Source organism: Gordonia caeni, assembly GCF_039537105.1.
Classification (GTDB): Bacteria; Actinomycetota; Actinomycetes; order Mycobacteriales; family Mycobacteriaceae; genus Gordonia; species Gordonia caeni.
Genome location: NZ_BAAAZW010000014.1, coordinates 1 through 25,157, shown reverse-complemented (window position 1 = coordinate 25,157; position 25,157 = coordinate 1). Strand labels below are relative to the sequence as shown.

Below are 25,157 nucleotides of genomic sequence, written 5' to 3'. Positions count from 1 at the left end.
CCGACTTCAGGAGCAGAACACAGTGAGTGGAATCCTCGCCGGTAAGACCATCCTCGTGACCGGCATCATCACCGATGCGTCGATCGCCTTCGCCACGGCCAGCCAGGCCCAGGAGGCAGGGGCGACGGTGATCATCACCGGCATTCCCGAGCGTCTGCGCCTGATCGACCGGATCGCCCGGCGGCTCCCGCAGGAGGTGCCCGCCGCCATTCCGCTCGACGTCACCGACGAGGAGAGCCTGGCCGGGCTGGCCGATCGCGTGCGCGAGCTCGCGCCGCAGGGCATCGACGGTGTGGTGCACTCGATCGCCTTCGCCCCGCGCACCCTGATGGGTCCGGACGCGCTGCCCTTCCTGGAAGGGCCGGGTCCGGATGTGGCCAAGGCCTTCGAGATCTCAGCGTGGAGCTATGCCTCGCTGGCGCGCGCCGTGCTGCCGGTGATGAACGAGGGCGGCTCGATCGTGGGCATGGACTTCGATCCGCGCACCGCCGTGCCCGACTACAACTGGATGGGCGTGGCCAAGGCCGCCCTCGAGTCGGTGAACCGGTACGTGGCCCGCGAGGTCGGCTACGCCAAGAAGATCCGCTCCAATCTGGTCGCCGCCGGTCCGATCAAGACGCTGGCCGCCAAGGCCATCTCCGGTACCGCCACCGACGACGCCAAGAAGCTGAACATGCTCAACGAGTACTGGGACGGCGCGTCGCCGATCGGCTGGAACGTGGACGACCCGACCCCGGTCGGCAAGAGCGTCGTCGCCCTGCTGTCGGATTGGCTGCCGGCCACCACGGGTTCGATCGTCTACGTCGACGGCGGCGCCAGCCACAACACCTGGTTCCCCGAGAACATGCTGGGCTAACCGTGCCCCTCGGTGATCGGGCCGTCGGCTCCGCTCGAGCAACGGCTTCGGCGGGCTTCGACGCCCTCGTCTTCCTCTCGTTCGGCGGCCCGGAGCAGCCCGACGACGTCCGCCCGTTCCTGGAGAACGTGACCCGTGGCCGCGGCGTGCCGCCCGAGCGCCTCGACGAGGTGGTGGAGCACTACCTGCACTTCGGTGGGGTCTCGCCGATCAACCGGCTGAACCTGGACATGATCGCGGCGCTGCAGGCCGAGTTGCGCACCCGGGGGCGGGATCTGCCGATCTATTTCGGCAACCGCAACTGGAAGCCCTACCTGGCCGAGGCGCTGCGCGAGCTGCGCGACGACGGTTGCACGCGGGCTCTGGTCTTTCCCACCTCGGCGTGGGGCGGCTATTCCGGTTGCCGTCAGTACCACGAGGACGTGGCCCGCGCGCTGGCCGACGTCGGCGACGATCGGCTCCTTCTGCGCAAGCTGCCGCAGTTCTCCGGCGAGCCGGGTTTCACCGCCGCGGCCGCCGATGCGGTGCGCCGGGCATGGGCGGAGCTGGGGGAGGGAGCACCGGTCAGGCTGGTGTTCACCGCGCACTCGATCCCCGTCGCGGCCGACCGGACCGCGGGACCTCCCGACGGAGAGGGGCATCTGTACTCGCGACAGGTGGCCGACGCGGCGGCACGTGTCGCCGCCGAGCTCGGCGTGACCGACTTCGACCTGGTCTGGCAGTCACGTTCGGGACCGCCGCAGGTGCCGTGGCTGGAGCCGGACGTCTGCGACCACCTGGAGGCTCTCGCCGAGCGGGGCGTCGGCCGCGTCGTCGTCTGCCCGATCGGGTTCGTCTCCGATCACCTCGAGGTGATCTGGGATCTCGACTCCGAGGCCCGAGAGGTAGCCGACCGGCTCGGCATGGACTACGCCCGCGCCGGCACGGTCGGCACCGACCCGTCGTTCATCGCGATGGTCGCCGATCTGATCGAGCGCTACGCCGACGGCGGGGGAGACCTCGACGCCCTCGGCTGCGGCGACAACGGCACCCTCTGCCGTCCCGGCTGCTGTGAGCTGCCGGCCCGGCCGAGCCGCTGACCACCGGCTGCTTTCCGCGCCCCGCCCCGCTTCCCGCTACCGGCTCCGTCTCGCGCGGCACTCGGGGTCCGCAGCGGGAGCAGGCACCAGTAGCGGGAGCGGTCAGCTGCGGTAGTCGCGGAGCAGGGTGTTGATCGCCGTCGCCCGGGCGCGGCGGGTGAGCGAGGAGAGCCGCCGCAGCGCGGTGTCGGCAGTGTCGAGCTGACCGGCCGAAGCGCCCGGACCGCCACCGGCCAGGCTGACGATCGCGTCGATCTGCGCCGCGGTCGCGAGCATCCGGTCCACGCGGGGCCGATCGTGCGGCGGCAGATCCAGCGAGACCGCGTGGGTGCGCGCCGCGAGCGCATCACGCAGGTCGACCGGGCCGGCCGAGCGGGGCCCGGCGAGCCCGGCGATCACCGCGGCCGCCTCGTCGACGGCCTCGCGCAGTTCGTACTCCAATTCGCCCGGGCTCTGATCGCCGCCGATCGTGTCGACGTCGAACGGGGAGGCCAGGGCACGGAAGGTCCAGCGGCAGCGTTCCACGGCGCCGCGGGCAGTGACCGCCAGCGTCGGCCCGGCGGGAACCGCGAGGAGCAGGACCTCGCCGGCGGCGAGCACGTCGCCGGTCAGCGCCCCCGGCGGCAGCCCCTGCGGATCCCCGGCGGCCGGCAGCGCGACGGCACTCGCGGCCGCTCCGCCCACGGCCTGCAACAGGTCCAGCGCACCGCCGCCGCCGGCCACACCGGTGTCCGCGGCGGCATCTATCTCGTGGGTCTGCGCGTAGTCGTGAAGGGTGTGCACCACATCGTCGGGGGCCACCGCCCCGGCACGCCAGGCCGCCGCCCAGACGGCGAGCGCCGACGCCGGCCAGGCACGCAGCAGGGCCGATCCGGACTGGGGCAGTGATCTCGACATGACCACACCACGGTACGCGGAGCGTCGCCACCGCAGAAGCCGCCGCGTGACCTACCCTGGGCCCTCGTGAGGGATGACCGCTACGGACGTGACGTATTGGCGCAGCCGCGCCGGCAGAAGCCCAAGGCCCCCGAAGTGGCCGGAGAACCCGGGCTGGTGGTCGAAGACGCGGCCACCGGCTTCTGCGGTGCTGTGGTGGGGTGGGAGAAGACCTACACCGCCGACATGGTCCGCCTCGAGGACCGCCGCGGTGCCACCCGCGTCTTCCACGCGTTCCCGGCCGCATTCCTGATCGACGGCAAGCCGGTGACGCTGGTCCGCCCGAAGAGCCGCGGGCCCAACGCGCCCCAGACCATCCAGACCGCATCCGGTTCCCGTGCACTGCCCAAGCAGCGGGCCCGCACCGCACGAGCAAGCCGGATCTTCGTCGAGGGTGTACACGATGCGACTCTCCTCGAACGCGTCTGGGGCGACGATCTGCGCGCCGAGGGCGTCGTGGTGATGAGCCTGGACGGTCTGGACAACCTCGACGACGCCCTCGCCGACTTCCAGCCCGCGCCGCATCGGCGGGCCGGCGTGCTAGTGGACCATCTGGTCGCCGGCAGCAAGGAGGAACGCCTGACCGCACAGGTGGGTCCCGACGTCCTGGTCTGCGGCCACCCCTACGTCGACGTGTGGCAGGCGGTGAAGCCGGCCGCGGTGAAGATCGATGCGTGGCCGACGATCCCGATGGGCACCGACTGGAAGACCGGCATCTGTGACCGGTTGGGCTGGGGGACACCGCAGGACGGCTGGCGCCGTGTGCTGGCTGCGGTCTCCAGTTTCCGCGACCTGGAGGTGCCGCTGCTGCGCAGCGTCGAAGAGCTGATCGACTTCGTGACCGAACCGTCGGAGTAGTTCAGCGGCCGATCAGGAAGCCGATCCCGGCGGCCGCGCAGGCCCACAGCACCGAGGCGAAGGTGCCGAGGATGAACTGCTCGCTGGCGTGATGCTCGCGCAACTGCGGGAACCGGGCCAGCCCCTTGATACCGAGGATCACCGCGATGCCGGCCGGCCACGCCAGGATCAGCGAGGCGGCCACGCCGGTCCGCTCCAGCACACCGATGATGCGTCCGCCGCGCAGCATCGGCTCGGCCTCGGGATCGTCGTAGTTCTCCGAACGTGTGGGAATGCCACCGGCCGCCAGCACCACCCGCACCACCGGTCCGCCGGTCACCGCGGCGGCGACCACGGCGATCACTTCGACGGCGGCCCGGCCGGCGCCGGTCATCGGCGACGCCACGGCGGCGGCGATCGCCGCGGCGCCGAACAGTGCCGCGAGGACCACCGTCATAACCAGGTCGATGCGGCGTACCTGCTCGTCGGTGCGGGCCCGGTCGTGGGCCGCCCGACTGCGGAGCGGCAGCCCGGCGAGGGCGACGGCGATGGCCGCCACCAGCAGAACGATCGCGATCACCGGTCCTCCTCACAGTGACGCAGCAGGGCGGTCACCAACTCTTCGGCATCGGGCTGCAGGTCCCAACGCGCCGACCGTAGCCGCAGCGACACCGCCTGCGGGGTGATGCCTAGGCGTTCGGCCACCTCGGCCTGCGTGAGTCCCGTGGCCATCAGGTCGACGGCTTCGCGTCCCGGGTCGGTGCGCGAAGCCAGCAGGTCCACCAGGAGGCAGGCCGCGGTCTGCGCGCGGGGACACCACGGCGACGGCCCAAGCACGCGCAGCGGCGGCCGCCGTCCCTTCGCCGATTCGACGGCGCGGCGGGCTGCTTCGAAAGCGGGCCCGCGGCCGGCGCGCGTCTGCTCCGGCAGCGGCTCTTCGACGTCGTCGACTCCGACGCCGACGCTCCAGTGACCGGACGCTGCGAGTTCCACGGCCACCTCGGCCACGACGGCCGGATCGTCGAAGACCGCCTCGACCTCGTCGCCGGCCGTCCGTTCGAATCCCCGGACCGCCGGTGCCTCGCGATAGTGATCGATCAGGCCGGGGACACGGTCGGGTTCGCTCCGGCTCGAGCGCTGGTCAGCGGTCAGGACGAACACGTCGAATCACCTCAAGTCTCACGCCATGATGTCGTTCAATCAAGTATGTAGGCTTAACTGGTACATATCAAGCTTTTTCACTTGACCGATGGAGGGGGAGGCGCGTGTCCACGATCAACCCGATCACTCCCACCGCGAAGAGCGCCCCGGACAGCACCACGGTGCCGCCGCCGGCCTCGCCGGCCACCGCCTCCCCGAGGAAGACCACCGCGGCGGTACCGGGCATGGTGCCCAGAACACTGGCGACGGTGTACGAGATCGGCCGCACCGACGACAGCCCCGACGCGTAGTTGAGCACGGAGAACGGACAGACGGGGATCAGCCGCAGCGAGCCGACCGCCAGCCAGCCGCGGCGCTCCAGCCGCTCTTCCAGCGCCTGGAACACCGCGCGGTCCAGATGCCGCTGCACCCGCGCCCGGCCCAGCCGCCGCGCCAGCCCGAAGGCGACCACCGCCGCGATCGTCGACGCGATCATCGACCCGGCGAATCCCACCGCCGGCCCGAACAGCACCCCGGCCATCACCGTGAAGGGGGTGCGGGGGACCGGACCGATGGTGGCGACGGCATAGGCGACGAAGAACACCAGCGGGAACCACGGCCCCATCGCGTCGGACCATTCCCGCACCCGGCCGATCGACGGCAACGGTGTCAGATAGGCGGCCGCCAGGACGGCGATGACGACGAGCAACGCCAGGATCGCGCGCCACACTTTGGCGCGTCCGCGGCCCGCGGGAGCGGCGTCCACCTCGCCAGAAGCGAGGTCGACGGGCTCCTCGACGACCCGGGAGCGGAGAGAACGGCGCACACCGTGAGCCTAGTGGCGCACCACCCCGTCGCAGCCCTCAGACGTGCCCTCGACCGGCGGTGTCGTGGTGTCGCGAGTCACACGAGACGGCTGAATGCACGGCAGTCACCATCGGCTAGTGTGCTGAAAAGGCGGACAGCCCAGCCACCACGGAGGACATCGGCAGTTATGACGGCAGACGGCACCCAGCGAACGCGGGAGCAACTCGACGAGGACTACCAGCGGTGGTCCACCGCGGCGGCGGGAGTGCTCGCCAAGGGACGCCGGGTGGAACCCGGCGACCTCCCCGACACTCCCGAGGCGCTGCTCTCGACGACCACGCGCGACGACGACGTGGTGGTCCGGCCGCTGTACACGCGCAAGGACGAGTCCGGTGAGCGCGGGCTGCCCGGCAGCTTCCCGTTCGTTCGCGGCGCCGATCCGCAGCGCGACGTCCATCAGGGCTGGCGCGTGACCGAGCGCTTCGGCGACCTGCCCGGCCAGTCCGCGGAGGGGATCAACGAGACCATCCTCGATGCCGCCGGCAGCGGTGCCAGCGGGATCTGGCTCGCCGTCGGACCGGCCCTGCAGGCCGGCGACCTGGCTACCGCACTGAACGGCATCTACCTCGATCTACTGCCGGTCACCCTGGATGCGGGTGCGGACGGGATCGCGGCCGCCGAGGCCTTCGTAAAGGTGCTCGCCGACCGTCCGGCACCGCCGGAGGAGGCACCGGCTCTGCTGAGCACCGCACACAGCCTCGGGCTCTCGCCGTACACCGCCGCGTTCTCCGGCCGCCCGAGCGTGGCCGCAGAGCAGGCCGTGGCACTCGCCGCGGCGGCACCCGAGCGGGTGCGCACCTTCCGCGTGGACGGCACCGACTTCGCCCAGGCCGGCGCCACCGAGGCGCAGGAGCTCGGTCTCCTCGTCGCCGCCGCCCTGGCGCACGTCCGCGATCTGGTGGCCGCCGGCGTCGCGCCGGCACAGGCCCTCGGGCAGATCAGTTTCGCCGTCTCGGTGGGCGACGACCAGTTCGCGTCCATCGCCAAGCTCCGCGCGCTGCGCCTGATGTGGGCGCGGGTGGCTCAGGTTCTCGGGGTCCCCGAGGCCGGTGCGGCCCTGACCCACGCCGTCACCGACCTGTCGATGCTCACCCAGCGCGACCCGTGGGTGAACATGCTGCGCACCACCGTCGCCGCCTTCGGCGCCGGCGTGGGCGGCGCCGACCAGGTGACCGTGCTCAGCTACGACGCGGCGCTGCCGCTCGAGGCCCGGACGTCGAGCCCGTCCTTCACCGCTCGCATTGCCCGCAACACCCAGTTGCTGTTGCTGGAGGAGTCCAACATCGGCCGCGTGCTCGATCCGGCCGGCGGCTCGTGGTTCGTCGAGGAGCTCACCAGCGATCTCGCCGCGGCGGGCTGGAAGGTCTTCACCGACGTCGAGGCACACGGCGGCTACCTCGACGCCCTCGACCAGGGTGCGGTGACCCGCTGGATCGACGAGGCCCTGGCGGTCCGCGACGAGGCCGTCGCCCATCGCAGCGCCCCGGTCACCGGCGTCTCGGAGTTCCCGAACCTGGGGGAGCTCGCCTTCACCGAGGCCCTCGCCGACACCAGCGACGTGCCGACCGGCACCGCTCGCCTGGCGCGCATCGCCCGCCGGTTCGAGGAACTGCGCGATCGCGCCGACGCCGTCGCCGCGGCGGGTGAGCGACCCAAGATCCTGCTGCTTCCGCTCGGCAGCGTCGCCGAGCACAACGGGCGCACCACGTTCGTCTCCAATCTGCTGGCCGCCGGCGGCATCGAGGCGATCAACCCCGGACCGGTCACCGTCGACGGCATGGTCGCTCTGTTCGCCGAGCACACCCCCGCGGTCGCGGTGCTGTGCGGCACCAAGGCCCGCTATGGCACCGACGGACCGGAGCTGCTGGCCGCGGCTCGCGCGGTGGGCATCGGCCGGGTGCTGCTGGCCGGCCCGGAACGCGAATGGCCGGAGTCCGACGACTCGCCGGACGGGTCGCTGCAGGCCGGGATCGACGCGGTCGCGACGCTGACCGAGCTGCTGGACACCGTCACCGCGCACGCGGGAAGTGAGAAGTGATGAGCGACAACACCATTCCGAGTTTCTCCGATGTCGAGCTGAAGCTCGACGAGCTCACCGAGGTGCCGACGGCCGCCGACTCGGCCGCGCTGATCGACTCGCTGGCCGGTACGCACGGCTACACCGCCGAGCAGACCGTCTGGCACACCCCGGAGCAGATCGACGTCGACCCCGTGTACACCCGGGCCGACCGCGATGCGGCCGCCGAGGCCGATGACTATCCGCTGGACTCGATCCCCGGCGAGGCCCCGTTCATCCGCGGCCCCTACCCGACGATGTACGTCAACCAGCCGTGGACCATCCGCCAGTACGCGGGCTTCTCCACCGCCGCCGAATCGAACGCCTTCTACCGCCGCAACCTCGCGGCCGGCCAGAAGGGTCTCTCGGTGGCCTTCGACCTCGCGACGCACCGCGGCTACGACTCCGACCACCCGCGCGTCGCCGGCGACGTCGGCATGGCCGGGGTGGCGATCGACTCGATCCTCGACATGCGTCAGCTCTTCGACGGCATCGACCTGGGCGCCGTCTCGGTCTCGATGACGATGAACGGCGCGGTCCTGCCGATCCTGGCGCTCTACGTGGTGGCCGCCGAGGAGCAGGGCGTGCCGCCGGAGAAGCTGGCCGGGACCATCCAGAACGACATCCTCAAAGAGTTCATGGTCCGCAACACCTACATCTATCCGCCGACCCCGTCCATGCGGATCATCTCCGACATCTTCGCCTACACCAGCCAGAAGATGCCGAAGTTCAACTCGATCTCCATCTCCGGCTACCACATCCAGGAGGCCGGAGCGACGGCCGATCTGGAGCTGGCGTACACGCTGGCCGACGGCGTCGAGTACATCCGCGCCGGCCTCGAGGCGGGCCTGGACATCGACAAGTTCGCGCCGCGCCTGTCGTTCTTCTGGGGCATCGGCATGAACTTCTTCATGGAGGTCGCCAAGCTCCGGGCCGCGCGCCTGCTGTGGAGTGAGCTCGTCGCGAAGTTCGACCCGAAGTCGCCCAAGAGCCTGTCGCTGCGGACCCACTCGCAGACCTCCGGCTGGTCGCTGACCGCCCAGGACGTCTACAACAACGTGGCCCGCACCTGTATCGAGGCGATGGCGGCCACACAGGGCCACACCCAGTCGCTGCACACCAATGCGCTGGACGAGGCGATCGCACTGCCGACCGACTTCTCCGCACGTATCGCCCGCAACACCCAGCTGCTGCTGCAGCAGGAGTCGGGAACCACCCGGCCGATCGATCCGTGGGCGGGCTCGGACTACGTCGAGTGGCTCACTGCGCAGCTGGCCGACAAGGCTCGCGCGCACATCGCCGAGGTCGAAGAGGCCGGCGGCATGACGCAGGCCATCAACGAGGGCCTGCCGAAGCTGAGGATCGAGGAGGCCGCGGCCCGCACGCAAGCCCGGATCGACTCCGGCCAGCAGCCGCTGATCGGCGTCAACAAGTACCGGGTGGAGCAGGACGAGGACATCGAGGTCCTCAAGGTCGACAACTCCAAGGTGCGGGGCGAGCAGTTGGAGAAGCTGGCCCGCCTGCGCGCTGAGCGTGATCAGGACGCCGTCGACGCGGCCCTGGCCGATCTGACCCGTGCGGCCGCCGAGCCCGGCGGATCGGATCTGAGCAACAACCTGATGGCGCTGGCGATCGAGGCGGCACGCCACGGCGCGACCGGCGGCGAGATCTCCGACGCGATGGAGAAGGTCTTCGGCCGGCACCAGGCCGAGATCCGCACCATCAGCGGCGTGTACCGCAACGAAGCAGGGGAATCCGTGAGCAACATCGACGAGGCCATGGCCGTGGTGGATGCCTTCGCCGAGGCTGATGGACGCCGCCCCCGTGTGCTGGTGGCCAAGATGGGCCAGGACGGGCACGACCGCGGCCAGAAGGTCATCGCCACCGCCTTCGCCGACCTCGGCTTCGACGTCGACGTGGGGCCCCTGTTCGCCACCCCGGAGGAGGTCGCAGGACAGGCCGCGGACAACGACGTGCACGTCGTCGGCGTCTCGTCGCTGGCCGCAGGTCACCTGACCCTGGTGCCCGCGCTCAAGCAGGCACTCGCCGACGTCGGCCGCGAGGACATCATGATCGTGGTCGGCGGCGTCATTCCGCCGGGCGACTTCGAGGACCTGTACCAGGCCGGTGCCTCGGCGATCTTCCCGCCCGGCACGGTGATCGCCGACTGCGCGGTCGACTTGATCCGGAAGCTGGCCGATCAGCAGGGCCTGGAACTGGCTGTCGCAGGCGAATGACCGGCGGCGCTCGTCCCACGGGACGCAAGGTGGACGTCGACGCACTGACCGAGGGCGTGCTCGCGGGCAACCGCTCGCAGCTGGCCCGCGCGATCACCCTGGTCGAGTCGGCCCGGCCCGATCACCGGGCGGCGGCCCAGCAGTTGCTGCTGAACCTGACCCCGCACGCCGGGAACTCGTTCCGGGTGGGTATCACCGGTGTCCCGGGGGTCGGCAAGTCGACCACCATCGAGGCGCTCGGCATGCACCTGATCGAACTCGGACACCGGGTGGCGGTGCTGGCCGTCGATCCGTCGTCGACGCGCACCGGCGGCTCCATCCTGGGCGACAAGACCCGGATGGGCCGCCTGTCGGCGGCACCGGAGGGCTATGTGCGCCCGTCACCGACCTCGGGCACGCTGGGCGGGGTCACCAAGGCCACCCGCGAGACCATCGTGCTGGTGGAGGCGGCCGGGTACGACGTGGTGCTCGTGGAGACCGTCGGCGTCGGCCAGTCCGAGGTGAGCGTCGCCGGGATGGTCGACACCTTCACGTTCCTGACCCTGGCCCGCACCGGCGATGCCCTGCAGGGCATCAAGAAGGGTGTCCTGGAGCTGGCCGAGATCGTCGTGGTGAACAAGGCCGACGGCAAGCATCTGAACGAGGCCCGCGGGGCCGCGCGCGAACTGCGCAACGCCCTCGGCCTGATCTACCCGCACGACGCCCTGTGGACACCGCCGGTCCTCACCATGAGTGCACTGGAGAACACCGGAGTCGACGAGTACTGGCAGGCGATCCTCGATCACCGCAAGGTGCTCACCGAGGCCGGCGAGTTCGAGCGCCGGCGCGCCCGCCAGTTGGTCGAGTGGACGTGGCAGATGGTGCAGGAGGCGATCCTGGCCAAGCTGTCCGCCGATCCGGAGGTGCGGGCCGTGCGCGCCACGGCCGAACGGGGGGTGCTCGACGGCACCCTGACCCCGGCCCTGGCCGCCGAGCAGATCGTCACCGCCGCCACGCACTGACCGATTCGCCCTTACCATCGCGGGTGTGAGCAATCTTGAGACCACGCCCCCCGAAGTCGACTGCAGCGGCACCCCGGACGACGGTGTCGAGGTGATCGCACCGCGCGAGGTGCCGCTGGGCGGCCCGCGCGCGATGCTCGTCAAGCGGACGCTGCCCACCCGTGAGCGATCCATGATCGGCGCCTGGTGCTTCGTCGACCATTACGGCCCCGACGACGTCGCCGAATCCGGCGGCATGCGCGTGCTCCCGCATCCGCACACCGGCTTGCAGACGGTGAGCTGGTTGTTCGAGGGCGAGATCGAGCACACCGACAGCGCCGGCGTGCATGCGATGGTGCACCCGGGCGAGCTCAACCTGATGTCCGCCGGACACGGGATCAGCCACTCGGAGGTGTCGACCCCGGAGACGACGATGCTGCACGGCGTGCAACTGTGGGTGGCGCTTCCGGACTCCGATCGCGACGGCCGGAACGGCTTCGCCTTCCACGCGCCGGAGGCTGCGCCGCTGCCCGGCGGTGGGGGAACGGTCCGCGTCTTCCTCGGGGAGGTGGCGGGCTCGTCGTCGCCGGTGGCCACGGCCACACCGCTGCTGGGTGCCGAACTGGTTCTGGATCCCGGTGCCACCGTGGAGATCCCGGTGGATCCGGGCTTCGAGCACGGCCTGCTCCTGGACACCGGCGCCGTGGTCTTCGAGGGCGCCGCGCTGGACCGATCCGACCTCGGCTACGCCGGGCCGGGCCGGCAATCGCTCACCCTGCACAATCCGGCGGAGGCGCCTGCCCGGGCGATCCTGCTGGGCGGTGAACCGTTCGGCGAGGACCTCGTCATGTGGTGGAACTTCGTCGGGCGCACCCACGAGGAGATCGAGGAGTACCGCGAGCAGTGGGAGGCGCAATCGGCGCGATTCGGCACTGTCGCCGGCTGGACCGCCGATGAGCGGATACCGGCGCCGGCGCTGCCGAACAGCCGCCTCAAGCCGCGCAAGCGACGGCGCTGATTCCCCGGCCGCACGCACGTCCTCGCGATAGGGTCAAAGCACTCGATTCAGCCCCACAGGCAACAGAGGAGCGACCTTGAACGACGCCGACAAGCCGACCCGGTACTACGACGCCCCGCTCGTCCGGAAGATCTCCACGGTCGCCGTGATCCTCGGTATCGCCTCGGTGCTGCTGTGCTGGATTCCGATCATCGCACCGTTCGCCGGCCTGATCGCGATCATCCTGGGTTTCATCGGGCGCGAGAAGGTGGTGCGCGTCGGCAAGACCGACTATCTGGGCGCCTCGCATCTGGCGATCGTCACCGGCGTCATCGGCCTGATCATCGGCGTCGTCTTCCTGGCGCTGAGCTTCGGCTTCGGTCCGGGCACCGCCTCGGATCCGGAGAAGGACGACGGCCTGTCGGCTCCGGCCGTCGTGCTCTCCGTCGACTGACCGCGCGCGACCGGCACCCGCCCTGCGGTGTCATCGGCCGGACGCAGACCAACCGGACAGCTGCACGACCCGCAGCACCAGCACCCGGGCGAACGGCTGTCCCGCATACCGCGCGAAACGCTCCTCCAGCCGCTGAGCGAGCACCGCGTCCCGGCCGCCGGACTCCGTTCCCACCCATCGCAGTTCAGCCCGGACCCACCACAGCCGCGACCAGTCGCCGGCGTCCCAGTGCTCGATGAGCAGCGCTGCACGCGGGTCGGCGGCCAGGTTGCGTTCGCGCTGCAGCCTCGACGACGCCTTCGGCTTCACCAGATCGATCGGAATGCCCACGTGCCCGTCGTCGACGGCGTAGACCACGGGCACCGCATCGACGCCGCGCTCGGAGTGCACGGTCGCCAGAGTCGCATGGTCGTGGGCGGCGAGCCGAGCCCATGCCTGCGCCTCACTCAATCTCATCGCAGCTCCCGGTGAAGCTGTACTCGATCAGACCTGCAACACATCACTTGCCGACGGTAGCGCGCATCGCCAACGGAGGCCGGACAACGACCGGCCGGTTCAGCTGACGAAGTCGTTCCAGTTGGTCGCCAGATACTCGAGGAAGGCCGGGCCCACCGACTCGGCGCACAGCCGCTGCGCCGGGACGGGTTGCGGGTCGGACACGAACTCCGGATCGGCGACGGCCCGGGCCGCGAAATCATGGTGGATGATCGCACCGGTCCCGATGAGGACGAAGTCGGCGCCCCGCTCGAGGATCTCCCGGCCATGCGCCGCCGACAGGATCTTTCCGGCGGCGCCCAGGCGGACCTCGCCGCGCGGCAGATCGGTGAAGTAGTCGATCAGGCGGCGGCCCGCGAACTCCGGCTCATACGGCTCCTTGAACGCATCCCAGAGTGAAAGATCCAGGTAGTCGATACGACCACCGGCCAGCACCTCGGCGGCGAGTGTGCGCGCATCGCGCAGGGGGACGCCGTAACGCTCGGGCGAGAGGCGCAGGCCGAGCTGGAAATCGGGGCCGGTGACGGCGCGGACCGCCTCGATGGTTTCGTGAATCACCCGGGAGCGGTTCTCCGGGCTGCCGCCGTACCGGTCGGTCCGCAGGTTCTTGCGGGCGTCGAGGAACTGGCCGAGCAGGTAACCGTGGGCGCCGTGCAACTCCACGCCGCCGAACCCGGCCCGTTCGGCCAGCGCGGCCGCCGCTGCGAAGTCGGCGACCACCCGCTCGACCCCGGCGGTGGACAGCGCCACCGCCCCCTTCGCCTCGTCGTCCCACGGTGCGACGAGGGGAGTGCCCGCTGTGCCGTCGGCTCGGCGACCGCCGTGCTGCAACTGCATGCACGACACCGCCCCGGTCGCCGCGATCGCGTCGGCCAGCCGGGTCAGCCCGGGCAGGTGCTCCTCGCCGGCGACGCCGAGCTGGCCGGGGAAGGTGTGCCCGTCCGGCCGGATGTGGGCGGCACAGGTCATCACCATGCCGAAGCCGCCCTCGCCGCGCCGCACCAGCCAGGCGTACTCGTCGTCGGACAGCCGTCCGTCGTCGTGGCTCTGCAGATTGGTCAGCGGTGCCAGAGCGAGACGATTACGCCAGGCCGGACCGCGAGCGAATGTCAGCGGCGCGCCGAGGTCGGGTGCCTGTCTCCCCGGCACCCGCTACTCGACGCCGATCGAGACGTCGGTGGACTTGACCAGCACGGTGGCCGCCTGACCCACCTCGAGACCGAGATCCTCGGCGGCCTCCTTGGTGATCGCGGAGGTGACCACCTGGTCGCCACCGTCGAGCTGCACCCGGACCGTCGCCATCACGGCGCCGAGGTCGACCTCGACGATGATGCCGGTGAGCTGATTGCGGGTGGACAGGCGCATGCCTTCTCCTTGATGTGTTCGGTGTGGATGCACCGGTACGGTGCGTGCGGGATACGGGGGTGGGTCTACTCGGCGCTCTCGTCAGCGCCCGCGGCGCCGACTTTGGGCTGCTTCTCGCCGAGGCGGCTGAGCAGCGCGGCCACGTCGATCCCGGTGGTGCCCTGGATCAGTTCCAGGCTGCTCGCCAGGCCCGCACCCGCACTGCGGGTGAGCGGATCGACGCCGTCGCCGACCAGGGTGATGGAGGCTTCCCGCAGCGGTTCGGCACCGGCACGCACGATGTCGGGCAGCTTGCCCAGCACCAGTTCCAGCTGGCCGACCGAGTCCAGCTTGCCCAGGGCCTCGGCGCGCTTCTCCAGCGCGTCGGCCTCGGCCTCACCGGTGATGCGGATCCCTTCGGCGCGTGCGGCCGCCTCGGCCACGATCTCGGCCTTGCGCGCCTCGGCGCGCTGCTGGGCGGCATACAGTTCGGCTTCGGCCGGACGGCGGACTTCGGCGTCGAGCTCGGTGTCGCGCAGCCGGGCGCTCTGCTCGGCGACGTCGTTGTCTCGTTCCACCTGGATGCGGCGCCGTTCGGCTTCCACCAGCGGGCGGACGGCATCGGCCTCGGCGGCGGCGCGGTCGGTGGCCTGGCGGGCCGCTTCACGCTCGATGTCGAGTTCTCGCTGCTGCTCGATGATCGCCTGTTCGTTGGCGATGCGGCTCTGCTCGGCGACCCGGTGGGCCTCGGCGCGGGACTGCGCCGCGATGGCCGCCTGGTCCGAACGCTCCTTGGCTGCGAGGTCGCTGAAGTACTGGCCGTCGGAGTCCTGGACGTCGTTGATCGAGAAGCTGTCGAGCAGCAGACCCTGGTTACCGAGGATCTCCTTGATCGACTGGGCGACCTGGTCGACCAGCGCCTGGCGATCAACCAGAATGCTCTTGGCGGTCATGGTGCCCACGATCGAGCGGAGTTCACCGGAGAGCTGCTCGGTCACCAGGGCTTTGACGCGGTTGAGGTCGTCGCCGAATCGGGGACCGGCCTTGAGGATGGCTTCGGGGGTGTCGCCGACCTTGACCACCGCGACGCCGCGAACCTTCAGTTCGATGCCATCGTTGGCCGGGGTGGAGGTGTCCAGGTCGGCCTTGATCGAGGACAGCTGGACTCGGGTGGCGCGCTGCACCACGGGCAGCACGAAGGTGCCGGTACCCCGGTACACCTTGCCCTGGTGCCCCTTCCCGGTGCCGGTGACGATGAACGCTTCCTCGGCTCCGGGGACGCGATAGCGGGACAGGAGCAGCAGCACGAACAGCACCAGCAGCACCACCACGACGACTACTGCGATGAGTATCGAGGACATGGAAGGGTGTTCCTTTCGTCAGGACACGGATGTTCAGGTATCGAAATCGGAGAAGGGCAGCTGCTCCACCAGGTAGGCGTCGCGATCGTCCAGCTTGGCTACGATGCGGACCTTCTCGTTGTGCGCGAAGTCGCGGTCGGAGGTGATGGTGATCTGCTGATCCCCCAGGGGAGTGGAGACCTCACCGGTGCCGAAATGCCCGGCGGCGATCGGTTCGACGACGCGCGCCGAGCTGCCCAGGATCTGCACCTCCGGCAGTTCTTCGCCCGCCTGCCACAGCCACCGCAGGATCACGCCGGCCGCGGCGGCCAGGATCAGGCCCGCCAGTGCGCCGACGAGCATCGCGGGCGCCGATCCGACGTCGCCGAAGACCATCAGGCCGCCCGCGAGCAGTCCGAAGCCGGTGGCGAAAGGCATCGCCAGCGACATGCAGCCGACACCGGAGTCGCCCAGATCGACGTCGAACTCCCCGACATCGGCGCCGACGAGCGACAACAGGGTCAGCAACAGACCGACTCCGCCGATGATCAAGAGGATGATTCCGAGCACGTGACTCCTCGTCGTTTCGGGGCGTACCGTCATTCTCCCATAAACGACATCGGGCGGCCGTCGGCACCGGTCGCCGATCAGCGCGGGGGAGTGAACTCGGCGCGTGCGGCGGCGACCGCCTGCCGGATGCTGCAGCCGCGGGCATGGTCGTTGACCAGCCCCATCGCCTGCATGAAGGCGAACGCAGTGGTCGGGCCGACGAATCGCCAGCCGCGCTTCTTGAGGTCTTTGGCCATGGCGATCGACGACGGCGAGGTGCTCAGCGTCGCCGGCGTCGCCACTTCGCCCGCCGGCAACTCCCAGCCCCAGAAGTAGGCGGCGAGCGAGCCGGTCTCCTCGACCAGTTCCCGTGCCCGCCGCGCATTGTTGATCACGGCCTCGATCTTCCCGCGGTGCCGGATGATGCGCGCGTCGGTGAGCAGGCGCTCCACATCCTCGTCGCCGAACCCGGCGACTTCGGTGTAGTCGAAGCCCTCGAAGACCTCGCGGAAGGCCGGCCGCTTGGCCAGGATGGTGCGCCAGCTGAGGCCGGACTGGAAGGCCTCGAGGCTGACCTTCTCGAACAGACGCCGATCGTCGGCGACGGGAAACCCCCACTCGGTGTCGTGGTACTGCAGGAACTCCGGGACCGCGCCCGCCCATCCGCAGCGGTGGTCTCCGTCGGGGGCGAGGTACAGGTCCATGCCGGAATGGTAGGGCCGGGTGCCGACAGCGGGGAATAGGTGTCGCCGCGGCCCGGTTGCAGCCACTATGAGTGACGCAGCTTACGATCCCCGAGATCTGATCGCCGAGACGCCGATCGGAATCCTCGCGACGTTGAAATCCAGCGGCATGCCACAACTGTCCCCGGTGACCGCCGTGTACGACCGCGAAGCCGACGTCATCTACATATCGATGACGCAGGGCCGTGCCAAGACGGCGAATCTGCGGCGCGATCCGCGCGCGGCGATCGAATACACCAGTGCCGACCGCTACACCTGGGCGACCGCCGAGGGCGAGGTGACTCTCACCGGCCCGAGCGACGATCCGAACGGCCCCGAGGTGGACGCGCTCGTGGAGTACTACCGCCTGGGCGCGGGGGAGCACCCCGACTGGGCGGAGTACCGGCAGACGATGGTCGACGACCGGCGCGTGTTGGCGGCCATCCACGTCTCCCGCGTCTACGGAGCCAAGCTTCGCTGACCGGTGCAGACTCCGATTCGCCGTCCGGATTTCAGGCGCTCGGCACACGCCGATGCGCCGGAATGTGTCGCGTGGGCGCCGGTGGCACGATAGCGTCGTCAACGGTCGATGCCGTGGCATTCACCGGATTCACCCTTACCCGAACCGGAAGGAAATCATGACCAAGATCGTTCACCGTCGGACAGCCGGAATCATCGCAGGCCTGGCTGCCATCACCCTCGTGGCCGCAGGCTGCAGCAGCGACGACGTCAAGGATACGGCCAGCTCGGCCACCGACGCCGCCGCCTCGGCCGCCTCGGATGCCACCGATGCCGCGTCGAGCGCGGTCAACGGCGAAGGCGGCGACGTCGATCTCAAGGCGGCAGACGGCAGCACCGTCACCCTGACCGGCCCGATCGCCGCGAAGTACTCGTCGGCCACCGAGGAGCAGAAGGCAGACCTGGGCGCTCCGGAGACCGGTGACGACGCCTCCGGTACCAGCGAGAGCGGCGTGGTCTTCCAGCAGTTCGACGGCGGCGTGATCACCGCGAAGAACGGCGACGACGGCACCCCCGCCTACATCACCTGGGGCAAGATCCGCGACGCCTGGAACGTCGAGCGCAACGCGGACGGCGAGCCCTCGGACGACGGCAAGGGCGGCTCGAACGGTCCGCTCGGCGCTGCGACCAGCGACGAGACCGAAGAAGGCGACGTGAAGGAGTCGACCTTCGAGCACGGCACGATCACCTACAACACCGCCGACGACAAGATCACGGTCACCGTGAACGGCAAGGAAGTCGACGCCGAGTGACATCGACGATTCGATGAGAACGCCCCGTCTGCTCAAGGAGGCGGGGCGTTTTCGCACCCCGAGTAGGTTGGAAGGCGAGACCGGAGATTCACCCGGACGATCTCCGATGACGGTGACCGGAGAAGGAGTTGATCAGGGTGCCGAAGCGTAACGCGCCGATCGTGGCGGCAGTGGACGGTTCAGAGCCCGCCTTGAACGGCGTGCGATGGGCTGCGGCAGCCGCGGCGCGGCAGAACCGGCCGCTGCTGCTGGTCAGTGTGGTGTCGCCGCCGTCCATTCCCCAGTTCGGATCGGCTATCTCGCAGGGCCAGGCCTACCTCGACGCCTCGCGGGCTTTCGCCGAGGGCGCCCTCGACGTCGCCCGTCAGGTCGCCCGCGAGGAGGCCCCGAACGTCGCCGAGTCCGGTGAGGTGGTCGACGGGCGTCCCGCGCTGGTGCTGCGCCAGTTGTCCAGCCGCGCGCATCTGATGGTCCTCGGCCGCCGCGGACTCGGGGGAGTCCGGGGCCTGTTGCTCGGCTCGGTGAGCACCGACGTCTCCGCGCACGCGGACTGCCCGGTGGTCGTGGTGCCGGAGACACCGCGGACCAGCGGCCCGGTGGTGGTCGGGGTGGACGGCTCACCGGTGTCGGCGGCGGCGATCGCCGAGGCCTTCCAGCAGGCGTCGATGCTGGGGACCGTGCTGGTGGCGGTGCACACGTACGGCGGCTACGCCGGAGTCGCCACCTTCGATCGAATCGAGCAGGGGCGCCGGCAACTGGCCGAGGAGGCTCGGGAGAGCCTCGGCTCGCAGCTCGCGGGCTGCCTCGGCGACTACCCGGATGTGACCGTGAGCAGTGTCGTCACGATGGAGAGTCCGGCCGAGCAGATCATCTCGTCCGCCGCCGACGCCCAGCTGATCGTGCTCGGCAGCCGCGGTCGCGGTGGCTTCCGCGGGCTGCTGCTCGGGTCCACCAGTCAGGCCGTGCTGCATGTCGCTCACTGCCCGGTGATGATCGTTCCGGGCTGACGGGCGCTTCGGCCGACCGGGGATCTCCACCGGGATTGTCCGAGCCTCGCCGTAACCTTCGGGCACCTCGCGCCACCGACGCGCGAAACCATGGGGGAGGCGGCGCACGATGGCCAAAGGGAATGACTCGAATGCCGGCTGTTTCGGCTTTATCGCCCTGGTCGCGGTGGCGTCGGTACTCGTGGCGATCCCGGCCGGCGCCTGGATCGCCATCGGGGTGATCGTCGCCGTCATCGCCGTGATCCTGATCGTCGGCGCCGCCGTGGGTTCGCACCGCGAGCGCCAGGAAGCGCTCGCGGCCGCCGCCGAGGCCGAGCGGCGGGCGCAAGCGGTCGCCGAGGAGAAGGCCCGGGTCGCGCGACTGGGCAAGGGAAACGCCAAACGAGTCGATGCGGCCGTCAAGGCCGCGCAGCAGGTGGCCGAATCGGAGGCCGCGCGGGAGGGCTGGCTCGGCGAGGTGGACTTCTCCGTCGACATCGCCGAGATCTCGGACGGCTTCGAGCGGGCGGTCGCTCTGCGCGGCATGGCCGACGAGTTGAAGCGTCTGGACGCCCCGACCGCCGACGACCGCCGGATCCTGGCGGAGGCCACGGCCACCGTGTCCCGTCTGGAGGAGGCGGCCAAGAAGCGGGCGGACCTGATCGCCAAGTGCGCCGTCGAGGCGCGGCTGATCGACGAATCGCTCCGCAAGGAACGCGCCGACGCGTGGACCGCGGAGCAGCGCAGTCAGCTCCACGGCGAGCTCGCCGCCATGCTGTACGGGATCGAGGCGGCGCCGCCCATCACGGCGGGCGACTCGGGCGTCGACCGGGTGATGGCGCGAGTGGCGGGGTACCGGGAGGTCACCGAACAGATCCGGCTGGCGCGCGCCGAAGGCTTCGGCTGACCTCAGCGCTCCACCCGCCGGGCGATCCCGTCGAGAATGGTGTCGAGTCCGTCGCGGAAATCTTTCCGCAGCGTCGTCTCCGTGGGCACGACCGGCTGATCGAAGGCATCGGACTCGAACAGTGCCGAGAGTTCGGGGAACCGCGCGCGGTCGATGAGGCCGAGCATGTCGTGTCCGTAGCGATGTTCCCGTTCGCTCTGCGTCTCCGAGTCGTCCAGCCCCTCACCGAGATCATGGCTCATCAGCGCAGATTGTCGGACGTATCCGCTCACCAGCATCGCGTACATCACCTTCTCCTTCGCGCTGAGATCCGTGTGCGAGAAGGCGGCGAGCGCTTGTTCGAGCCAGGCGAGCTGGCTGGGGCCGCTCGGTGCACCGTGAATCGGTGCTCGCAGCAGCCAGGGCCGGGCCCCGTACAAGTCCCAGAGGGCTTGCGCCCAGTCGGCCAGGGCAGTGCGCCAGTCGCCGTCGCCGGTGTCTGCGGGCGGGGGAGGGCTGGTCGCGTAATCCACCATGAGCTCGACGAGTTCGCGCTTGGATCCGACATGGCGGTACAGGGACATGGCCGTCACATCGAGGGCCTTCGCCACTTTGGGGAGCGTGGCGGCGTCGAGGCCGCCACGATCGGCCAGCTGGACGGCGGTGTCGACGACGCGATCGGTGGTGAGGCCCGCCGGCCGGCCGCGTCGGGCCTCGGGCTCGGGTAGCCGCCACATCCTGCGCAGCCAATCCGGAGTGTCATCGACCATACTCGCCACTTCCCCCACTCAAGTCCTCGCCGATGTCGTCGTGACAACCATATACGCGAGATAGTTACTATCATATACTATATCTGTTAGAGTCTTCTCATGTCGCTTCAGCCAGCCACCGATACCGTCCGGCAGGGGAGGATTCACGACGTCGACGCCCTTCGCGGGTTCGCACTGTTCGGGATCTTCGTCGTCAACATCACGTTCATGGCTTCGGCGTATCCGGGCAATCTCGTCACGGATCCGTCGTTCATCTCGCCCATCGACGACGCCGCCCGCTTCATCGTGGCGGCCCTGTTCTCGATGAAGTTCTATCTGCTCTTCGCCTTTCTGTTCGGGTACAGCTTCACCCTGCAGATGAATGCCGCCCGGCGTGCGGGGCGCGCCTTCTCCGCGCGCATGCTGCGGCGAGTCCTCGGATTGTTCATCCTGGGCGCGATCAACATCGTCGCGCTGTACAGCGGCGACATCTTGACGACCTACGCCATCGCCTGCCTCCTACTGCTGGCCATGCATCGGATCTCCGACTCCGCCGCCTTGCGGGTTGCCGGTGGCCTCTACGGAATCGTCCTGCTGTCACTGGTGGTGAGCGCTCTGTTCATCGACCGGTCGGCCTTCATGCCGTCGACGGCCGAGGCACTCGAGAACGCGCAGGAGCAGACGCAGGCGATGCTCGGATCGGTCTCCGACATCGTCGCGTTCCATCTCGACGGACTCGAACTCCTCGTAGTGCAGGCCGCCTCGCTGCAAGGACCGTCAGCTCTCGCAATGTTCCTGCTGGGGATGGTCGCCGGCCGGCGGGGACTGTTCTCCGGTGTCACCGGCACCGAGCCGGTCCTGCGGCGGATTCAGCTCATCGGGTTTCCCATCGGGCTGGCCGGTGGGATCGCCTACGCCGCAATGGGTTCCGACACCAACACCGCTGCGGTGGCGGTGAGCTTGGTGACGGCTCCATTTCTCGCCGCGGCCTACGTCGCCACGCTGCTGCGCATTCTGCACAGCCGACGTTGGTCCGCTGCCGGACCGGCGCTGGCACCGGCCGGACGGATGGCCCTCACAAACTACCTGGGGCAGTCGGTGATCGGGTTGCTGCTGTTCACTGGGATCGGACTCGGCCTCGCCGGCTCCGTGAGCCCCGTCGGGCTTCTGGCGATCAGCGTCGTGGCGTTCGGCGCGCAGATGGCCGTGAGTCACTGGTGGTTGTCGCGGTTCGCATACGGCCCTGCCGAATGGGGCCTGCGCTGGCTCACCAATCTCGAACGCCCGGCCTGGACGCGGCAGCGCCGCTGAGGCACCGAGACGCCGAGAATCGGCCCCTACCCCGGCCGCCCCGCGGAGAAGTGTGTCGTGAGTTCCCGGACGATCTGCCCCCACAGCGGTTCGGGCAGATCGTGGGCCATGCCGTCGACCATCGCGAGGCGCGCACCGGGGATCGCTGCGGCGATCGCGCGGGCGCCGGACGGCCGCATCAGTTTGTCGTGCGTGCCGTGCAGCACCAGGGTCCGTGCTGCGGTCCGCTTGTTGTACTCCACCAGCGAGCCGGTGCCGAGGATCGCCGCGAACTGCCGCACCATGCCGGCGGGATAGTAGCTCCGGTCGAAGTACTCGCGGCTGCGCTCGCGGGCCACTTCCGGGGCCGGGGGATAGACGGGGCTGCCGATGATGCCCTGGAGCCTGGTGGTGTGCTCGATGATCGTCTCGCGGCCGGCCCCCTTGGGCGGCGGCGTGATCAGCGCACGCATCTGTTTCGGCCCGGGAGGCGGGAGGAACGCCTTGTTGTTGCTCGACATGATGATCGTCGCCGTATCGGTGCGGTCGGCGTGTTCGGCGGCGAAGACTTGGGTGATCATGCCGCCCATGGATGCGCCGACGATGTGCGCGCGGTCGATGTCGAGGTGGTCGAGGACCGCGCGTGCGTCGCCCGCCATGTCCTCCAGGTCGTAGGGCGCGCCGCCCGCCGGTCGGCCGAGCAGGGAGTACCCGAGCTTGAGGGGCAGCGCGGGGCCGCCCACTCGCGCACCGTCGAGCTTGCTCGTCAGTCCGATGTCCCGATTGTCGAAGCGGATCACCCGGTAACCGGCGTCGGCGATCGTCCGCACGAAGTCTTCGCGCCAGTAGACCATCTGCGCACCGAGGCCCATGATCATCAGGACGGCCGGATCGCGCGGATCCCCGAACTCGTCGTAGTACAGCTCGAGCTCGCCCGAACGCGCCGTCCCTGATCGTGAAGTCATGCCGTCCATGATGACTCACAGGGGGATCGGCTCACAGCGACCTCCGGACCGGTGTCGCGGTGCCGGGGCGTCGGGGCGGGACCGCCTATTGTGAGCGTGGGGCGGTGCGCCGACGGGGGCGGAGCCGATCCACGTCGAGTGAGGAGCACTGACGGTGAACGACGAATGGCGGTTGGGCCGGGGAATCGCCGATGTGACGGGTGAGCCCTGGGGCGTCGGCATGATGGGCTACGGCATGCCGCAGCAGCGCACACGCGGAATCAGATCGCGGCAGTTCGCGCGGGCGTTCGTCTTCGACGACGGTGACCGCCGTCTCGCGTTCGTGGTGGCCGATATCGGCATGTTCTTCCAGGCCGGCGTCGCCGCCGTCTACGAGGGCCTCGCCGCGCGCTTCGGTGACATCTACGGGCCGGGCAACGTCGTACTCACCGCGACGCATACCCATTGCGGTCCTGGCGGTCACGGCCACGACGTGCTCTACAACATCACCACCGCGGGACATCACCGGCGGACCTTCACGCGTTTGGTCGACGGCGTCGTCGAGGCGATCGCACGAGCAGATGCCGATCTCGCTCCGACCACCGCCACACTCACCCGTGGACAACTCACCACCGCGAGCGTGAACCGCGCGCGCTCGGCGTTCGACCGAGATGCACCCGAGGACCGGGCGATCTTTCCCGGGGCCATCGATCCGTCCACGTTGCTCCTGCGGTTCGAACGAGACGGAACCCTGGTCGGTGCGATCAACTGGTTCGCGGTCCACAACACCTCGATGCCCAACACCAACCGATTGATCAGTGCCGACAACAAAGGATGGGCCGCCTACACGTGGGAACAGACCGGCGCCGATCCGCAAGGAGTCGACCCCGAGCTGGTGACCGCGTTCGCGCAGACCAACAGCGGCGACCAGTCGCCCAATCTGGATCTGCTGCCCGGCAAGGGGCCAACCGACGACGAAGTGCTGAACACGGCGATCATCGGCGAGCGCCAGCTGGCCGCCGCTCGTGCACTGGCTCAGGAGCCGGGGACCGAACTCGCCCTCGGCATCGACGTCCGATACCGGTACCTGCGTGTCCCGGGACGGTCGACCCCGTCCGGGCGCACCGGCCGTGCGATCCTGGGCGCCAGCTTCGCCGCCGGCAAGATGACCGACGGTCCGGGTTCACCGCTGTTCCGGGAGGGTAAGCGAAACCCGTTCCCGCAGTTGATCTCCGGGGTGCTCTACCGGCTGCGACCTTCCCTGGCCCGGGCCCAGGCACCCAAAGACCTGTTCCTGCCGATCGGCCCGATGAAGTGGGCGCAGGAGACCTATCTTCTGCAGCTTGTGCGCTGGGGGCAGCTGCATCTGATCTGCCTGCCCTTCGAGTGCACCATCGTCGCCGGCCTGCGCATGCGGCGGGCGGTGGCCGCCGAACTCGGCGTCGATCCCGACCTGGTGGTGTTGCAGGGCTACGCCAACGGGTACGGCCACTACGTCACTACGCCGGAGGAGTACGACGAGCAACTGTACGAAGGCGGCGCCACCGTCTTCGGCCGCCACGAGCTCCCGGCCATCCAAGCGGCGGTCGTGGAACTGGCGACGGCCCTGAGGGAGGGCGGCACCGTCGATCCGGGCACACCGCCCCGCCCGCACCGGCTCTCGCTGAACAGCCCCGTCGGCTCGCCCCGCTTCGCCCGGTCGCAGCGGGTACGGCTGAGGCACACCGACACGTCGGTGCGTGCGGGGGAGACGGTGACCGCCACGTTCGACACCGATCACCCCAACACCGTGATCAGGCCGACGTATCTCCGGGTGGAACGATTCGCCGGCGACGATTGGACCGTGGTCGCCGATGATGCCTCCACGACCACGGCCATCTCGTGGCGCCGGAATCTGCGCCTGCGCTTCACCGCCGAGACGACCTGGATCGCCGACGAGCCGGGCACCTACCGGATCACCTACATCGGCGCGAACGAAGCGACCACACCGCCGATCATCGTCCACTGACCGGCCGGGAGCCCAGGACAGTCCGCAACAACATGCTCTGACCAGGTCATATGCCCCTTCTGGCGCGATCGAAAACTTCTCGAAAAGATTTTCGAATAAGTGCTTGACCCACCAAGATGTGCGGCGTAATCTGA

At 69.7% G+C, this 25,157-nt stretch carries 26 protein-coding genes; 14 read left to right on the top strand and 12 right to left on the bottom strand.

Annotated features, from left to right (window positions below; translation table 11 throughout):
• Positions 1-22: 22 nt before the first annotated feature.
• Together inhA and ABD732_RS17595 are read left to right on the top strand one after the other, a co-directional pair.
• Positions 23-856 (top strand): NADH-dependent enoyl-ACP reductase InhA, encoded by an 834-nt coding sequence (gene inhA / locus ABD732_RS17600; RefSeq protein WP_344785912.1) that lies wholly within the window; start codon positions 23-25, stop codon positions 854-856.
• 2 nt (positions 857-858) lie between these two features.
• Positions 859-1,935 (top strand): ferrochelatase, encoded by a 1,077-nt coding sequence (locus ABD732_RS17595; protein ID WP_344785910.1) that lies wholly within the window; start codon positions 859-861, stop codon positions 1,933-1,935.
• A gap of 102 nt (positions 1,936-2,037) precedes the next feature.
• On the opposite strand, the gene ABD732_RS17590 is transcribed toward ABD732_RS17595, so the two are convergent.
• Complete coding sequence (locus tag ABD732_RS17590; RefSeq protein WP_344785908.1) at positions 2,038-2,832, bottom strand: serine/threonine protein kinase; 795 nt, start codon at positions 2,830-2,832, stop codon at positions 2,038-2,040.
• Between the two features lie 66 nt (positions 2,833-2,898).
• On the opposite strand from ABD732_RS17590, the gene ABD732_RS17585 reads away from it, so the two are divergent.
• Complete coding sequence (locus ABD732_RS17585; protein ID WP_344785906.1) at positions 2,899-3,729, top strand: DUF3097 domain-containing protein; 831 nt, start codon at positions 2,899-2,901, stop codon at positions 3,727-3,729.
• A 1-nt stretch (position 3,730) separates the two neighbouring features.
• Here ABD732_RS17585 and ABD732_RS17580 read toward each other — a convergent pair whose 3' ends face one another.
• The 3 genes from ABD732_RS17580 to ABD732_RS17570 form a co-directional block, all read right to left on the bottom strand.
• Positions 3,731-4,288, bottom strand: a complete 558-nt coding sequence (locus tag ABD732_RS17580) for a hypothetical protein (RefSeq protein WP_344785904.1) — start codon at positions 4,286-4,288, stop codon at positions 3,731-3,733.
• Positions 4,285-4,869 (bottom strand): hypothetical protein, encoded by a 585-nt coding sequence (locus ABD732_RS17575; protein WP_344785902.1) that lies wholly within the window; start codon positions 4,867-4,869, stop codon positions 4,285-4,287. Before ABD732_RS17575 ends, ABD732_RS17580 begins: the two co-directional genes overlap by 4 nt.
• Before the next feature lie 67 nt (positions 4,870-4,936).
• On the bottom strand, positions 4,937-5,674 hold the full coding sequence (locus ABD732_RS17570) for a TVP38/TMEM64 family protein (protein ID WP_425553087.1): 738 nt from the start codon (positions 5,672-5,674) through the stop codon (positions 4,937-4,939).
• 168 nt (positions 5,675-5,842) lie between these two features.
• Here ABD732_RS17570 and ABD732_RS17565 point away from each other — a divergent pair, with 168 nt between their 5' ends.
• The 5 genes from ABD732_RS17565 to ABD732_RS17545 all read left to right on the top strand — a co-directional run bounded on the left by ABD732_RS17565 (position 5,843) and on the right by ABD732_RS17545 (position 12,439).
• Positions 5,843-7,753 (top strand): methylmalonyl-CoA mutase family protein, encoded by a 1,911-nt coding sequence (locus ABD732_RS17565; RefSeq protein ID WP_344785900.1) that lies wholly within the window; start codon positions 5,843-5,845, stop codon positions 7,751-7,753.
• Entirely contained in the window at positions 7,753-10,008 is a 2,256-nt protein-coding gene (gene scpA, locus ABD732_RS17560; RefSeq protein ID WP_344785898.1) for a methylmalonyl-CoA mutase, read from the top strand. Before ABD732_RS17565 ends, scpA begins: the two co-directional genes overlap by 1 nt.
• Complete coding sequence (gene meaB, locus ABD732_RS17555; RefSeq protein ID WP_344785896.1) at positions 10,005-11,009, top strand: methylmalonyl Co-A mutase-associated GTPase MeaB; 1,005 nt, start codon at positions 10,005-10,007, stop codon at positions 11,007-11,009. The genes scpA and meaB overlap by 4 nt, the downstream gene beginning before the upstream one ends.
• 25 nt (positions 11,010-11,034) lie before the next feature.
• The gene (locus ABD732_RS17550) at positions 11,035-12,006 is read left to right on the top strand and encodes a pirin family protein (RefSeq protein ID WP_344785894.1); all 972 of its coding nucleotides are present in this window, start codon (positions 11,035-11,037) and stop codon (positions 12,004-12,006) included.
• Between the two features lie 76 nt (positions 12,007-12,082).
• Positions 12,083-12,439, top strand: a complete 357-nt coding sequence (locus tag ABD732_RS17545) for a hypothetical protein (RefSeq protein WP_344785892.1) — start codon at positions 12,083-12,085, stop codon at positions 12,437-12,439.
• Between the two features lie 30 nt (positions 12,440-12,469).
• Here the strand turns inward: ABD732_RS17545 and ABD732_RS17540 are convergent, their stop codons facing one another.
• From ABD732_RS17540 to ABD732_RS17515, 6 genes are all read right to left on the bottom strand, one after another.
• Positions 12,470-12,895: a PNPOx family protein gene (locus tag ABD732_RS17540; RefSeq protein ID WP_344785890.1), complete on the bottom strand. Its 426-nt coding sequence runs from the start codon at positions 12,893-12,895 to the stop codon at positions 12,470-12,472.
• Between the two features lie 99 nt (positions 12,896-12,994).
• Positions 12,995-14,083, bottom strand: a complete 1,089-nt coding sequence (locus tag ABD732_RS17535; protein ID WP_344785888.1) for an NADH:flavin oxidoreductase — start codon at positions 14,081-14,083, stop codon at positions 12,995-12,997.
• Positions 14,084-14,086: 3 nt separating this feature from the next.
• A complete protein-coding gene (locus ABD732_RS17530; protein WP_344785886.1) occupies positions 14,087-14,299 on the bottom strand; it encodes a TOBE domain-containing protein in 213 nt (70 codons plus the stop codon).
• A gap of 65 nt (positions 14,300-14,364) precedes the next feature.
• Positions 14,365-15,639, bottom strand: a complete 1,275-nt coding sequence (locus tag ABD732_RS17525) for a flotillin family protein (RefSeq protein WP_344785884.1) — start codon at positions 15,637-15,639, stop codon at positions 14,365-14,367.
• Between the two features lie 33 nt (positions 15,640-15,672).
• On the bottom strand, positions 15,673-16,188 hold the full coding sequence (locus ABD732_RS17520; RefSeq protein WP_344785882.1) for a hypothetical protein: 516 nt from the start codon (positions 16,186-16,188) through the stop codon (positions 15,673-15,675).
• A 77-nt stretch (positions 16,189-16,265) separates the two neighbouring features.
• Positions 16,266-16,871 carry a DNA-3-methyladenine glycosylase I gene (locus tag ABD732_RS17515; protein ID WP_344785880.1) on the bottom strand — a complete coding sequence of 202 codons (606 nt, stop codon included), beginning with the start codon at positions 16,869-16,871 and terminating at the stop codon, positions 16,266-16,268.
• A gap of 67 nt (positions 16,872-16,938) precedes the next feature.
• Here ABD732_RS17515 and ABD732_RS17510 point away from each other — a divergent pair, with 67 nt between their 5' ends.
• The 4 genes from ABD732_RS17510 to ABD732_RS17495 all read left to right on the top strand — a co-directional run bounded on the left by ABD732_RS17510 (position 16,939) and on the right by ABD732_RS17495 (position 20,053).
• Entirely contained in the window at positions 16,939-17,370 is a 432-nt protein-coding gene (locus tag ABD732_RS17510) for a PPOX class F420-dependent oxidoreductase (protein WP_344785878.1), read from the top strand.
• A 157-nt stretch (positions 17,371-17,527) separates the two neighbouring features.
• Entirely contained in the window at positions 17,528-18,160 is a 633-nt protein-coding gene (locus ABD732_RS17505) for an LGFP repeat-containing protein (protein ID WP_344785876.1), read from the top strand.
• A 137-nt stretch (positions 18,161-18,297) separates the two neighbouring features.
• On the top strand, positions 18,298-19,167 hold the full coding sequence (locus ABD732_RS17500) for a universal stress protein (protein WP_344785874.1): 870 nt from the start codon (positions 18,298-18,300) through the stop codon (positions 19,165-19,167).
• Between the two features lie 109 nt (positions 19,168-19,276).
• The gene (locus ABD732_RS17495) at positions 19,277-20,053 is read left to right on the top strand and encodes a hypothetical protein (RefSeq protein ID WP_344785872.1); all 777 of its coding nucleotides are present in this window, start codon (positions 19,277-19,279) and stop codon (positions 20,051-20,053) included.
• Positions 20,054-20,055: 2 nt separating this feature from the next.
• On the opposite strand, the gene ABD732_RS17490 is transcribed toward ABD732_RS17495, so the two are convergent.
• On the bottom strand, positions 20,056-20,802 hold the full coding sequence (locus ABD732_RS17490) for a TetR/AcrR family transcriptional regulator (RefSeq protein WP_344785870.1): 747 nt from the start codon (positions 20,800-20,802) through the stop codon (positions 20,056-20,058).
• A 99-nt stretch (positions 20,803-20,901) separates the two neighbouring features.
• Here ABD732_RS17490 and ABD732_RS17485 point away from each other — a divergent pair, with 99 nt between their 5' ends.
• On the top strand, positions 20,902-22,092 hold the full coding sequence (locus ABD732_RS17485) for a DUF418 domain-containing protein (protein WP_344785868.1): 1,191 nt from the start codon (positions 20,902-20,904) through the stop codon (positions 22,090-22,092).
• A 26-nt stretch (positions 22,093-22,118) separates the two neighbouring features.
• Here the strand turns inward: ABD732_RS17485 and ABD732_RS17480 are convergent, their stop codons facing one another.
• Positions 22,119-23,036 carry an alpha/beta fold hydrolase gene (locus tag ABD732_RS17480; protein ID WP_344785866.1) on the bottom strand — a complete coding sequence of 306 codons (918 nt, stop codon included), beginning with the start codon at positions 23,034-23,036 and terminating at the stop codon, positions 22,119-22,121.
• Positions 23,037-23,190: 154 nt separating this feature from the next.
• Between ABD732_RS17480 and ABD732_RS17475 the strand changes: the two genes are divergently transcribed.
• Entirely contained in the window at positions 23,191-25,023 is a 1,833-nt protein-coding gene (locus ABD732_RS17475) for a neutral/alkaline non-lysosomal ceramidase N-terminal domain-containing protein (RefSeq protein ID WP_344785864.1), read from the top strand.
• The last annotated feature ends 134 nt before the right edge of the window (positions 25,024-25,157 follow it).